The following is a 12,640-nucleotide window of genomic DNA, read 5'->3' as shown; positions in this document are numbered from 1 at the left end:
GCGATGATCCGCTTCCTGCGCGATGTCTTTTTCCTGGGGCTGAAGGAATTTTCCAGCCTTCGCTATGACCGGGTGATGCTCTTCCTCGTGGTCTACGCGCTTTCCATCGCGGTGATGCTGGTTGCGAGGGGCGTGAAGCTGGAGGTCTCGAACGCGGCCATAGCGATCGTCGACCTCGACCGCTCGCAACTCAGCGAACGTCTGGTGGACGCCATTCCGCGGCGCTATTTCCAGGAACCGGTGACGGTCGATGCCTCGGCCATCGATGCGGCGGTCGACGCCGGCCAATACACCTTCGTCATTGCCTTTCCGCCGAATTTCGAAGCCGATGTGCTGGCGGGCCGCCAGCCGGCGGTCGCCATCCGGGCGGATGCGACGGCGATCGCGCAGGCCGGCAACGGCATCGCCTACCTGCAGCAAATCCTCACGAACGAGACGGCCAGCTACCTGCAGCGGCAGACGGTTTCGAGCCTGCTGCCGGTCCAGACGGCGATCCGCTTCTATTTCAACCCGAACCTCGACGGCGTGCGCTTCAACGGCGTGATGCAGGTGATCAACTCGATCACGATCCTCTCCATCCTGCTCGTCGGCGCGGCGGTGATGCGCGAACGCGAGCATGGCACGATGGAGCATCTTCTCGTCATGCCGGTCTCGCCGACGGCGATTGCGCTCGCCAAGATCTGGGCGAACGGGCTGGTGATCCTCGTCGCGGTCTTCCTGTCGGTCGAGATCGTTCTGAAGATCTTTTTGAGCATCCCGATTGCCGGTTCCATACCGTTGTTTCTGGCCGGGACCTTCGTCTACCTCTTCGCGACGACGTCGCTCGGCATCCTGCTTGCGACCGTCGCTTCGTCCATGCCGCAGTTCGCGCTGCTCGCCATCCCGGTCTTCATCTCGATGATGCTGCTGTCGGGGACCATGACGCCGCTGGAAAGCATGCCGCAGTGGCTGCAAATCGCCATGCACGCCTCGCCGTCGGTCTATTTCGTCCAGTTCGCGCAGGCGATCCTCTACCGGGCGGCGGGCATCGCCATCGTCTGGCCGCAGCTTCTGATCATGTCCGGCATCGGTCTTGTCTTCCTCGTTGCCGCGGTCAGCCGTTTCCGTCGCATGCTGGCGCAGGCCGGATAGCCAGGTTCGTCCGTCTATTTCGCCATCAAGTCGCGCTTCAGCGGCATCGTCATGCAGTGGACGCTGCCGCCGCCGCTGGCAAAGAGGTCGAGTTCCGGCTCGAGGACGGTGAGGCCCTCGGCCCGCATCATCTCGTTGACGCGTCTGGAATGGCGCGGGCTGACGACGCGGTCGTTGCCGAGCGCCAGCACGTTGCAGCCCATCTGCCCCATCGCTTCCTTGTAGCTGACGGGCAGCAGGCGAATGCCGTTGGCCTTGAACCAGTCGAGGTGTTCGTCGTCGATGACGTCAGTCACGGCAAGCGCCAGCCCGTCCGCGACCATGGAGAAGATGACGTCGAGGTGCAGGAAGTGTTCCGCGAAGGAAATGATCCGGGTCGACCAGCCCTCGGCCTCGAACCAGCCGGCAAACTGCTCGGCGCCGGACTGCGTGGTGCGCTCGCCGGAATAGCCGATCGCCATCAGGCCCGGGCGGATGATGTGGATGTCGCCGCCCTCGACGGAGCCGGCCGAAGGAAAGCGTCGGATCGGGCAGCCGGTCTTTTCATAGAAGGCGGCGATCGAGGCAATCTCGCCGCGGCGCTGCGGGCGGAAGAGTTGGGTCGCGAAGGGGCCCCAAGGGGTCACCTGCGAGGAATCGCGCGTATAGACCTGATAGGGGAGCTGCGGCTCGGGCTCCAGATAGTGGCAGGCAACGCCGGCGCCCTCCAGGCAGTCCGTCAGTTCGCGGAATTGCGCCTGAAGGCCCTGGTGGTCGGGGCTTGCGCCGCCGGACGCGGTGAGGCTGCGCCGCGCGATGTCGTTGGTCGTAATCCACTCGTAGTGGTCGGGCGGGCACAGCAGCACATCGCGCAGGACACCGGTTTCACTGTCGATCTGCCATTCGGGCGCGGGAGCGGACATGGGGCCTCATTGAACGAGAATCGGACCGATAGGAGAGCGACAAGGATCTGCGGCGTCCGGCGCCGCAGCCGTCGTCTGCTCGCCGTGACGACTATCCAATTGAGGGGATTTCGTCCATCAGATCGTGACAGAACCGCAGGCCGGGCATGGCCGAAATCCCAACCGTCGCTCCGATACTTCCGGCGACGCCCCTTACGCCGAGGCGAATTCGAGTTGCACCTTGACCGCGCGGCTGCGGTCGCCCGCCTCTGTGAAGGCGGCCATCGCCTCCTCGACCGGATAGCTGCCGGTGATGATCGGCTTCACGTCGATGGCGCCGGAGTTGATCGCGGCGACCGCCTCGGCATATTCGCGATGGAAGCGGTGCGTGCCGGCGAAGGTGATCTCCTTGCCGACGAGCATGTTGATCGGAACCGGCAGGTCGCCCGTCACGCCGACCTGAACGATGGTGCCGAGCGGACGCGTCGCGGCAATCGCGCTCCTGATCGCCGGACCGGCGGCGGAGCATTCGAAGGTTACGTCGAAGTGGCCCTTGTCCGCGTAATAGGCCTCAAGAGCCGCGCCGTCTTTGGCGACGTTGATGGTCCGGGTCGCGCCCATCTTGCTTGCAACAGCGAGGGTTGCGTCCTGAAGGTCGGTGACGACGATCTCGGCAGCGCCGGCGTCCGCCGCAACCGCGACGCAGAGAGCGCCAATCGGACCGGCGCCGGTAACGAGCACTTTCTTGCCCTTCAGATTCGGCGCGCGGCTACGGGCATGAAGGCAGACGGCGAGCGGCTCGGCGCAGGCGGCCTCGGCCAGGGTGACGTGCGGAGCGACCGCGACGCATTGCACGGCGTCGGCGATCATGAGGTCGCGGAAAGCGCCCTGTTCGTGGGGAAAGCGCAAGGCCGAGCCGAAGAAGCGCATCGTGAGGCAATGGGTCGGCATGCCTTCGAGGCAGTATTTGCAGGCGCCGCAGGGGCGGCTCGGATTGAGCGCCACCCGGTCGCCGACAGCAAGCGTCGATACGCCTGCGCCAAGCACCTCGACGGTGCCGGCAACCTCATGGCCGAGGATGATCGGCTCCTTCACCCGGATCGGACCGAAGCCGCCCTCCTGATAGTAGTGCAGGTCCGATCCGCAGATACCGCCAGCGCCGATGCGCACCAGCACCTCGCCGGGGCCGGGCGCGGCGACGTCGTCGGTCTCGATGCGGATGTCGTTCTGGGCGTAGAGGCGGCAGACGCGCGTTTTCATGTCGGGGGCCTATTTGAAGAGAACCGAGGGCAGCCAGGTTGCGAGCGCCGGGATGTAGGAAACGAGAAGAAGCACGATGATGTTGGTGATCAGGAAGGGCGCGATGGCCTTGATCACCGGCGTCAGCGGCAGGCGCGCGATGTTGGCGCAGATGAAGAGGCAGACGCCGACCGGCGGTGTCGTCAGGCCGATCATCAGGTTCAGCACGGCGAAGGTGGCAAAGTGCAGCGGGTCGATGCCGACGCCCTGCGCCAGCGACAAGAGCGGCACGAAGAGGATGATCAGGGCCGCGATCGTCTCCATGAACATGCCGACGAAGAGCAGCAGGAGGTTGATGATCAGGATCACCAGATACTTGTTGTCGGTGAGCGAGAGGACGGCGTTCGCGATCATCTGCGGGATGCGCTCGGAGACGAGAATCCAGCCGAAGACGTTGGCAAAGCCGACGAGGACGAGGATCGCGGCGGAGGAGACGGCGCTGTCGATGATGATGCGCGGCACGGCCCTCAAGGGCAGGTCGCCGTAGATGAAGCGGCCGACGATGAAGGCATAGACGCTGGCGACGATGGCGGTCTCGGTCGGCGTCGCGATGCCGCTCAAAAGCCCGCCGACGATGAGCGCCGTCATGGCGAGTGACCAGAAGGCGCCGAGGAAGGACGAGGCAAGCTCCCCAACGCCCTGCCACGGCTGGCGGGGGAAGTTCTTGCGCACCGCGATGATGTAGCAGGTCACCATCATCGCAAGGCCCATCAGGATGCCGGGGACCGCGCCGGCGATGAACATCTTGCCGACCGAGATGCCGGAGAGCGCGCCGACGATGATCATCGGCACGCTCGGCGGGATGATCGGGCCGACGGTGGAGGAGGCAGCGGTGACGGCGGCGGAAAAGTCCGCCGGATAGCCGGCCTTCTTCATGCCGGGGATCATCATGCCGCCGATGGAGGCGGCGTCGGCCACGGCCGTTCCCGAGATGCCGCCGAAGAGCATGGAGCCGGCGACATTGGAGAGGCCAAGGCCGCCGCGCATCCAGCCGACGAGGGCGTTGGCGAAGCGGATGATGCGCCCGGTGATGCCGCCGCTGTTCATGAGATTGCCGGCGAGGATGAAGCCGGGAATGCAGAGCAGCACGAAGACATCGATGCCGGCGTACATCTTCTGCGGAATGACGACGAGCGGAATGCCGGCCGCGAGCAGGTAGCAGAGCGAGGAAAGGCCGAGGGTCACGGCCACCGGCACGCCGGCTATGAGTCCGCCGACGAAAACCAGGATCAGGATGGCAAGGTTCATGGCTGGTCGTCCACCGCCGCGTTGGGAAGGCCGTCCGAGGTTCCGGCGATCATCGCGACGACGCGCAGGACGGAAAAGAGCAGCAGACTGGCAAGCAGCACGAGGACGCTCGCGTGGATGAAGTCCATGCGCCAGGAGAGCGCCGGCGAGGTCTGCATCGCGCCGATGGAGGTGTATTTCCAGGCCGGCATGATCAGGAAGGCCATGAGCACGGCGGTCGCCGTTGCTGAAAAGAGGCGCAGGCGCCAGGGCCAGCGTCCGGGCAGGCTTTCGCAGATGAGGTCGACGTTGACGAGATCGCCGCTCTTGTAGGAGAGCCCCGCGCCGAAGGCCGCCACATAGAGAAGGGCAAAGCGGGTCAGTTCCTCGGTCCAGACTGGGGAAGCGGACAGGAGCCGGCCGACGACCTGAACGAGCACCGCAGCTCCGAGCACGACAAAGGCAAGCCCGGTGAGCAGGCGGCAGAGGAGTTCGATGGTCCGGATGGTCTTTCGAAGATCCACGGGGGCGATCCGTTTTGAATGCAAGGCCGCGTCGAGCGAGACCAGCAGCAGACTGCTGGTCTCGTGTTCTGTGTCAGATCAGCGGAGACCTGTCTTATTCGGCGAAGAGCTCTTCGACGTAGGGCTTGATCTCCGGCTTGACGTTGGCAAGCACGGCGTCCTTGGCCTTGGCGGCAAAGGCGGCGCCGTCGACGTCGACGAAGGTCATGCCCTTGCCTTCCAGCTCGGTCACGAGGCTCTTCTCGTCGGCCAGGAAGAGCTCACGCTCGTAGGCTTGCGCCTCCTTGGCCGCCGTTTCGACCGCCTTCTTGTCCGCGTCGGAGAGCTTGGCCCAGGTGATTTCGGAAATCGTCAGGTAGATCCACGAGCGCACGTGCTCGGTCTTGTTGACGTATTTCTGCACCTCGTTGAAATTCGCCGACTTGATGAGGGCGAGCGGGTTTTCCTGCGCGTCGATGGTGCCGTTCTGGAGCGAGGTGAAGACCTCGGAGAAGGCCATCGGCGTCGGGCTGGCGCCGAGCGCATTCCACACCGCGACGAAGAGCGGCACATTGGGCACGCGCATCTTCAGGCCGTTGAGGTCGTCCGGCGACTTGATCGGGCGGTTGGAGGTGAGATCGCGCGGACCGCGGGCGAAATAGGCGAGGGGGCGGATCTGCGCCTTCTCGACGATCTCGGCCTCGATCTTCTTGCCGAGTTCGCCGCTGGCGACGGCATCCATGTGGTCAAGCGACTTGTAGGCATAGGGCACGGCGAGAAGGGCTGCCATCGGCGCCCAGTTCTGCAGGCTCTCGCCGGTGATCGTCATGTCGACCGTGCCGAGCTGCATGCCGTTGACGAGGTCCATCTCCTTGCCGAGCGACTCGTTCGGATAGACCTCGACCTCGATGCGCCCGTCGGTGAGCGACTTCACCTCCTCGGCGAACTTCATGGCCGCCTTGTGCCAGGTGTTCTGCTCGTTGGCGAGATGGCCGAGCTTCAGCGTCATGTCGGCGGCGAGCGCCGAGCCGGCAAGCAGCATGCCCGCCATCGCGGCAAGCGCCGTCGTTCCCAGTCGTTTCATAGTCAGCATCGTATCCTCCCTTGATTGGTGCTGATCTCTCCCGGGCGGTCCCTTCTTTCGGGATCACGCCTCGAAATAGTCGGGGACCGCCTCCGCGATCTTCGGCAGGTCGACGAGAACCTCCCGCAAGTGCCCGCGCATCGATGCCTCCGCATCGTCGGTACGGCCCTCGGCGACGGCGTCGACGACCGCCTCGTGCTGGGCGATGAGCTTGTCCATCGGGAACTGCCCGAAGGAGAGAAAGCGCACCCGGTCCATCTGGGCCTTGGATTCCTCGATCACGTGCCATGCACCTCCACGCCCGGCCGCCGCGGCAAGCGTGCGGTGAAACTGGTCGTCGAGTTCCATGAAGCGGATGCGGTCGCCCTTGGCTGCTTCCTTCTGGAGCGCGAGAAGCTTGCGCAGCTCGCTGATCGCCGCGCGATCGATGCACTTGGCGAGCAGCTTGACGATGTCCGCCTCGACGGCCTCGCGCACGAAGCGTGCATCCATCACCTGGGACCTGGAAATCTTGCGCACCACTGTGCCGCGCTGCGGGCGCACCTCGACAAGCCCTTCCTCGGCGAGCTTGATGAAGGCCTCGCGCACCGGCTGCCGGCTGACGGCATAGGAGCGGGCGATTTCGGCCTCCGACAGAAGACTGCCCGGTGTCAGATCGGCGCGGATGATGCGCTCGCGCAGGATGCGGCGGAGCTGGGGCCCTACCGCCACGGACAGGTCGATCGTCCATTGCGCGTTTTGCGTCGCTTCCATCGCATGGTCCTCCTTCGGCACACATAGCTCCATACTTCCATACTAGTCAATCATCAAAAAGCTTGCTAGGAAGTCGGAAGTGGTGGAGAGCATCGGCGGCCTGTGTTCCGGCGTCGTTGCAGGGCCGCACGGCGGAGGACGGCTGCCCGGTCGAAGACGCCCGGTCAGCCGCATGACGATGAGGGTGGCGACCGTGTCACCGCCAACGGGACCGCGTCCGAGCCAGGAGTGCGGTTCATCTGGAGAGATGGATGAGACAGACGTGGCGGTGGTTCGGTCCGAAGGACCTCGTTTCGATCGACGACATGCGGCAGGCCGGTGTCGAAGGCGTGGTCACGGCCCTGCATCACGTGCCGACGGGCGCCGTCTGGACGCCCGATGAGATCTCCCGTCGTCAGGCTGAAATCGCCGTCATGAAGGACGGGCGGCCGTCAGGCCTTGCGTGGGACGTCGTCGAGAGCCTTCCGGTTTCCGAGGATATCAAGAAGCAGAAGGGCGACTGGCGGGCTCACCTCGACAGCTATCGGGCAAGCCTCAGGAATCTCGCCGCCGCCGGCATCAAGGTGGTCTGCTACAATTTCATGCCGGTGCTCGACTGGACGCGGACGGACCTTGCCTACCGGGTGGACCATGGCGGCACCTGCATGCGCTTCGACCATGTCGATTTCGCCGCCTTCGACCTCCACATCCTGAAGCGCAAGGGCGCCGCGAACGACTTCCCGGAAGAGGTGCGCGAAGAGGCTGGGCGGCGGTTCCGGACGTGGTCGGACTATCGCTGCCAGGGGCTTGCCCGCAATATCGTCTTCGGCCTTCCGGGCGCGGCCGATCACATGGACCTTGAGGATGTGCGCCGGCATCTGGCCGAATATGACGCGATCTCGGCCGATCGCCTGCGCGCGCATTTCGTCGATTTCCTGGAGGACGTGATCCCGACGGCGGAGGAAGCGGGCATCCGTATGTGTTGTCACCCGGACGATCCGCCGTTCCCGCTGCTCGGGCTTCCGCGCGTGATGTCAACCGAAAGCGACTATGCGACCCTGATGGCGGCGGTTAATACGCCCGCCAACGGCATCACGCTCTGCTCCGGCTCGCTCGGCGCCCGGCCCGACAACGACCTTCCCGGCATGATGGAGCGTCTCGGCGAGCGGGTGCACTTCCTGCACCTTCGCAACGTGAAACGCGAGGGAACCGCGATTGCCGGGTCCTTCCACGAGGCGGAGCATCTTGGCGGCGACACCGACATGGTGGCGCTGCTTGCCGCGGCACTCAAGGAAGAGGCGAGGCGCAAGGCGGCAGGCCGCGAGGACTGGTCGATCCCCATGCGGCCCGACCACGGGCAGGACATTCTCGATGACCTCGATCGCCATGCCCAGCCGGGCTATCCCGCTATCGGCCGCCTCAAGGGGCTTGCCGAACTACGGGGCATCATGACGACGCTGCAGCATTCGGTCTGGGGCCTTCCGGCATAGAGCCGGTTTCCCTCACTGTCCGGCCGCGTCGTGCAGGATCTCATTCAGCGTCTCATTCACCTGATCGCGTCCGTCGCCGGGCGGCAGCCGGCGGAAACCGACGGTGACCTTGCCCGGATATGCGGCGGGCTCGTAGGCGAAGAGGATATAGGGACAATAGGCGATGTTGCCGATGTCCGCCTCCATCGCGGCGCGGGAGAGCACCGCCGAGCAGAACTGCAGGAACTCGGCATTCTTGTAGACCTGCTTGTCAGCGCCGACATCGCCCGCCGTCCGGGACAGCATCTCTCCGATGTGGCTGTGATAGTCGATGACATAGCCCCGGTTGATGATGGCGTCCTGAAGATCGGTCATGACGTCCGCGAAGGCCGTGTCGGTTTCGACGGTCGTGATGGTGTCTTCGGCTGCCGCGCGGTTGACCGCGAACCCGGCAAGAAGCGAGAGCATGACAAGAATGGCCGTGCGCATGATGTTCTCCTCATTTCAGCGGCGGTGGCATGTTGAGCAGGCGCGAGGGTCGGACGTCGGGCCGGCCATGCGGCCCGACTGATCCTTATCGATCACATCAGGGGCGGACGTAGGCGTAACCGTCGCCCTGAAGCTCCATGAGGCGGACAACCCCGGAGGGGACCTCGCTCGCCTCGCCCAGAAGGGCTACCACGCGGCCTTCCTTCTTGTTCAGTGCCTGATGGGTGTTGCCGCAGGCGGAAAAGGTGATTTCCGGGTCTTCCAGCGCCATGGAGGCGATGCGCGTCTTCACCGGGCTTCGCTCGGCGACGAACATTTCCAGCCCGGGCCCGTAGGCGACGATCTCGACGGCGACCGACTCGCCTTTCGCGGCATAGTGATTCTTGACGTTCTTGGCGTTGTTCAGCGCCAGATTCATGATCGCCGGGTCATCCTGGTCCACCTGGATGGACAGTCGGTGCATTGCTTCCTCGGCATGTGCCCCACCCATGCAAACGGCAAGGACAGCGGCCGCAGCGGCGCTCTTCATAATCGTTTTCATGAATTTTCCTCCTCGGCCCACCTTCTCATTGCTTCCGTCTCGGGCCTTTTGACATTATACATATAATCATTCAAATGTTTGCAAGTAATTTGAAGCCACCGCGTCTTCATGCAGGCATTGAGAAAAACAACGCAGAAACAATTTCTTGGGAGGGGAGAATGAAGACCAGGTCACAGATGGCCGACTGGCCACGGAGCGAAATTTCCCGGCGCCGGCTGCTGCAGGGCGCCTTGGGCGCGACGAGTGCGGCGCTGGTTGCCGGCTTTCCGGGCTCCGCCCGGGCCGTCGGCCGGCTGTCGCTCGGCGGATCGGAAATTCTGACCGTGACCGACGGCAAGCTCGCCTTTCCGATGTCCTTCTTCTACGGCAGCGTTCCCAAGGAGGAACTGGACGAGGTTCTCACGTCCAACAATCTTCCCACCGACGTCGTCCGGCCGGATTGCAATGTGACGATCCTCAAGCGCGAGGGCCGGACGATCCTTTTCGACGCCGGGTCCGGACCGCATTTCATGGAGACCGCCGGCAGGCTGCCCGCCAATCTCGAGGCCGAGGGCATCGACCTTTCCGACGTCAGCGACGTGATCTTCACCCATGCGCATCCGGATCACATCTGGGGCGTGCTCGACGAATTCGACGACCTGCTGTTCCCGAACGCCGCCTTCCATATCGGGCAGGCGGAGTTCGATTTCTGGACCTCGCCCGACGTGCTCGATCAGATCGGTCCGGAACGGCAGAGCTTCGTCTCCGGTGCCCAGACCCGTCTGGAGGCCCTGTCCGAACGCATGAATTTCATCAAGCCGGGCGACGAGGTCATTCCGGGCGTCGAGGCGATCAGGACCTTCGGCCATACCCAGGGTCACCTTTCCTACGCGATCCACGACGGCAGCGAGCAACTCGTCGTCATCGGCGACGCGATCAGCCATTCGGCGATTTCCTTCGCCCATCCGGAGTGGCAGGCCGGCAGCGACCATCAGCCCGACGTTGCGGCGGAGACGCGCACCGCGCTGCTCGACAGGCTGGCGGCCGAGAAGGCGCATGTCGTCGGCTACCATTTCCCGGATCCCGGCGCCGGCATCGTCGAGAAGAGCGGCGGCGCCTACAGGTTCACGCCCCTCGCCTGAAGGCTGTCCTGGCAAAGGAGGTCAGTGCGGAGAAGGGCGACAGGGGGGTGCCTTCCAGAAGGTAGGCAAGGCCGATCCGGGCGCCGAGTGCGATCGAGGCGAGAGCGAGCGGCGCGGAGATCGCCATCGTCGAAAAGGCGGACACGCCCTGGCCGATAGTGCAGCCCATGGCGAAGACGCCGCCCGTTCCCATCAGGAAGCCGCCGACCAGGTGGCGGCTGAGTTCGCGGGCGTCGTCGCAGGCTTCCCAGCGGACGTCCCGCTGCCGGCGGGCACAGATGGCCGCGCCGACCCCGACGCCGACAACGAGACCGACGCCATAATCGGGGAGGACCCCGGTGTAGGTCACGATCTGGAGGATGGCGTCCGCGACGGGCACGACGAAGGACGCCGATTCGATCTGGACGGGGTCCATCGAGTGGCGCGCGGCAAGGGTCGTGACGAGCCAGCCGAAGGCGACGGCGGCACCGATCGTCGTGCCGGTCGCGATGCGCGGCCAGTCCTTGCGATAGGCCGCGTCGCGGAAGATCCAGGCCATGAGCGCGATGGTGACGACCGCGGCGACGCCGGTGCGGATGTCATGCCCGGCGATGGTGGAGAGGATCGAGCCGAGCGACTGGTTGCCGACGAAGGACATGTCCGCCGCCAGATTGTCGACCACCTGAAGGCGGCCGAGGGCAATGAGGCCGCGCTGTGCGGCAAGGGCGGAGAGGCCGAGCACCAGCAGAACGACGAGCGAGCGCAGGCTGCCGCCGCCGAGGCGGACGAGCGCGCCGAAGCCGCAGGTGCCGACAAGGGCCATGCCGAAGCCGAAGGCGAGCCCGCCGATGATCGCGCCGGTCCAGGCGAAGCGGTTGGCGAGGTAGATGCTCGCGTCAAGGTTGGCGAGGCCGAAAGCCTGCAGGATCTGGGACAGGCACAGGGCGGTCGCGGCGGCGAGAACCCAGGTTCGAACACCGGCGTTGTCGCCGGCGTACCAATGCCGTTCGAGCGCGGCCAGCGTGCAGAAGTGATGCCGGCGCGCGGCATAGCCCATCACGAGCCCGGCCATCAGCCCGGCAATCGGCGGGAACCATTCGGAACCGGCAAAATCCATCCCATCCTCCCCACATGCGGCCTCACCTGCACGCTTGCGTTTGCCTCGGGGCGCCGTCCAACGCCCCTCGTGAAACGTGCCGTCAGGCCGTCATTTCCTTGTCCGGCTCCTGATCGCTGCGGGCGGGCTGTGTCTTGGGAGGATGGGTCAGCACCGCAGCGAGCCGGATTCAACGGCTGAAATTTCGTCTTCAGCCGGTCATGGTCTCAGTTTCCGCGACTGTTGCGGGTTGCAGATGCGCGTCGCCGCGGACCGGCGAGCAGAACAGACTGTAGAGCTGTTCGATGATCGACGACACCTCGGCGCCGGCAATCGAATAGTAAACGGTGCGCCCGTCGCGACGGGTGCTGACGAGCCGGTCGAAGCGCAGGCGGGCAAGCTGCTGGGAGACGGCGGCTTGCGGCATGCGCATGATGTCCTCGAGCTCGGAGACGGATTTTTCTCCCTCCGCGAGCAGGCAGAGAATCAGTAGGCGGCTTTCGTGCGACAAGGCCTTCAGCAGATCACTGGCCTTGCGTGCCTGGGCAAGAAGAAGCTCGAAGTCCTCTTCGCTCTGGTCGGGGCTGATCTTGGGCAGGTTCATTGTCTTCCGGGCCGGTTTCGGTTGCGTGGCGATTCGCCAAACGGAACTCAGCCGGCCCGCTCCAGTGTCACGCCGGATGAGTCTTGCGCCGGCAGTTTCGCCAACATGTCGTCGACAAGGTACCAGAAGAACTGATCGCCTGGATACCCGCGCAGGCGTGCAATCTCGCGATTTCCGTCGACGAGAACGAAGGTCGGCGTGAACTTGTCCCGGCCGATGGCGGCAAGATCCGCCGGCCAGTCCTTCGTGATGTCGACGCGGCGCAGGGGAACCTGCTTGCCCTCGGGCGTATTCGGCCATGCGGGCGCAATCTCGGTCTCGAACTTGGCGCACCATGGACAGCCGGGCTGAACCAGCAGGACCAGTTCGGCCGAGCGGGCTTGTGCCGCCCATAGGGAGCCAAGGAGCAGAAGGCCCAGTATCCGGAGTGTCGTGCGCATGCCGTCACCTGTTTGTTTCTTGCAATATATATGAATGTATGCAT

At 64.7% G+C, this 12,640-nt stretch carries 14 protein-coding genes; 3 read left to right on the top strand and 11 right to left on the bottom strand.

All coding sequences use genetic code 11. From position 1 onward, the window contains the following. Positions 1–3 precede the first annotated feature (3 nt). Positions 4–1,131, top strand: coding sequence for an ABC transporter permease (locus HDIA_RS19670; RefSeq protein WP_099557700.1), 1,128 nt, complete (start codon positions 4–6; stop codon positions 1,129–1,131). Between the two features lie 14 nt (positions 1,132–1,145). Here HDIA_RS19670 and HDIA_RS19665 read toward each other — a convergent pair whose 3' ends face one another. From HDIA_RS19665 to HDIA_RS19640, 6 genes are all read right to left on the bottom strand, one after another. Continuing rightward, the gene (locus tag HDIA_RS19665; RefSeq protein ID WP_099557699.1) at positions 1,146–2,033 is read right to left on the bottom strand and encodes a dimethylarginine dimethylaminohydrolase family protein; all 888 of its coding nucleotides are present in this window, start codon (positions 2,031–2,033) and stop codon (positions 1,146–1,148) included. 192 nt (positions 2,034–2,225) lie between these two features. Continuing rightward, positions 2,226–3,272, bottom strand: a complete 1,047-nt coding sequence (locus HDIA_RS19660; protein ID WP_099557698.1) for an L-idonate 5-dehydrogenase — start codon at positions 3,270–3,272, stop codon at positions 2,226–2,228. 9 nt (positions 3,273–3,281) lie between these two features. Then, on the bottom strand, positions 3,282–4,559 hold the full coding sequence (locus tag HDIA_RS19655; protein WP_099557697.1) for a TRAP transporter large permease: 1,278 nt from the start codon (positions 4,557–4,559) through the stop codon (positions 3,282–3,284). Next, entirely contained in the window at positions 4,556–5,062 is a 507-nt protein-coding gene (locus HDIA_RS19650; protein WP_173796265.1) for a TRAP transporter small permease, read from the bottom strand. Before HDIA_RS19650 ends, HDIA_RS19655 begins: the two co-directional genes overlap by 4 nt. Before the next feature lie 94 nt (positions 5,063–5,156). Continuing rightward, positions 5,157–6,134, bottom strand: coding sequence for a TRAP transporter substrate-binding protein (locus HDIA_RS19645; RefSeq protein ID WP_245883987.1), 978 nt, complete (start codon positions 6,132–6,134; stop codon positions 5,157–5,159). A 54-nt stretch (positions 6,135–6,188) separates the two neighbouring features. Beyond that, positions 6,189–6,878, bottom strand: coding sequence for a GntR family transcriptional regulator (locus HDIA_RS19640; RefSeq protein WP_099557695.1), 690 nt, complete (start codon positions 6,876–6,878; stop codon positions 6,189–6,191). A 251-nt stretch (positions 6,879–7,129) separates the two neighbouring features. Here HDIA_RS19640 and uxuA point away from each other — a divergent pair, with 251 nt between their 5' ends. Further along, positions 7,130–8,347 carry a mannonate dehydratase gene (uxuA, locus tag HDIA_RS19635; RefSeq protein WP_099557694.1) on the top strand — a complete coding sequence of 406 codons (1,218 nt, stop codon included), beginning with the start codon at positions 7,130–7,132 and terminating at the stop codon, positions 8,345–8,347. Between the two features lie 12 nt (positions 8,348–8,359). On the opposite strand, the gene HDIA_RS19630 is transcribed toward uxuA, so the two are convergent. Then, positions 8,360–8,815, bottom strand: coding sequence for a DUF302 domain-containing protein (locus HDIA_RS19630; protein ID WP_099557693.1), 456 nt, complete (start codon positions 8,813–8,815; stop codon positions 8,360–8,362). 97 nt (positions 8,816–8,912) lie between these two features. After that, positions 8,913–9,356, bottom strand: a complete 444-nt coding sequence (locus HDIA_RS19625; protein WP_099557692.1) for a DsrE family protein — start codon at positions 9,354–9,356, stop codon at positions 8,913–8,915. Between the two features lie 158 nt (positions 9,357–9,514). Between HDIA_RS19625 and HDIA_RS19620 the strand changes: the two genes are divergently transcribed. Then, positions 9,515–10,477, top strand: a complete 963-nt coding sequence (locus HDIA_RS19620; protein ID WP_245883985.1) for an MBL fold metallo-hydrolase — start codon at positions 9,515–9,517, stop codon at positions 10,475–10,477. Here HDIA_RS19620 and HDIA_RS19615 read toward each other — a convergent pair. From HDIA_RS19615 to HDIA_RS19605, 3 genes are all read right to left on the bottom strand, one after another. Then, the gene (locus tag HDIA_RS19615) at positions 10,461–11,573 is read right to left on the bottom strand and encodes a YeeE/YedE family protein (RefSeq protein WP_099557690.1); all 1,113 of its coding nucleotides are present in this window, start codon (positions 11,571–11,573) and stop codon (positions 10,461–10,463) included. The two genes, HDIA_RS19620 and HDIA_RS19615, sit on opposite strands and share 17 nt — an antisense overlap. Before the next feature lie 190 nt (positions 11,574–11,763). Next, a complete protein-coding gene (locus tag HDIA_RS19610) occupies positions 11,764–12,156 on the bottom strand; it encodes an ArsR/SmtB family transcription factor (RefSeq protein WP_099557689.1) in 393 nt (130 codons plus the stop codon). Between the two features lie 47 nt (positions 12,157–12,203). Next, positions 12,204–12,596 carry a thioredoxin family protein gene (locus tag HDIA_RS19605; protein WP_099557688.1) on the bottom strand — a complete coding sequence of 131 codons (393 nt, stop codon included), beginning with the start codon at positions 12,594–12,596 and terminating at the stop codon, positions 12,204–12,206. Positions 12,597–12,640: the final 44 nt, after the last annotated feature.

Origin of the sequence: Hartmannibacter diazotrophicus, from assembly GCF_900231165.1 — a bacterium.
Taxonomy (GTDB): Bacteria; Pseudomonadota; Alphaproteobacteria; order Rhizobiales; family Pleomorphomonadaceae; genus Hartmannibacter; species Hartmannibacter diazotrophicus.
This window is presented reverse-complemented; position numbering and strand designations above follow the sequence as displayed.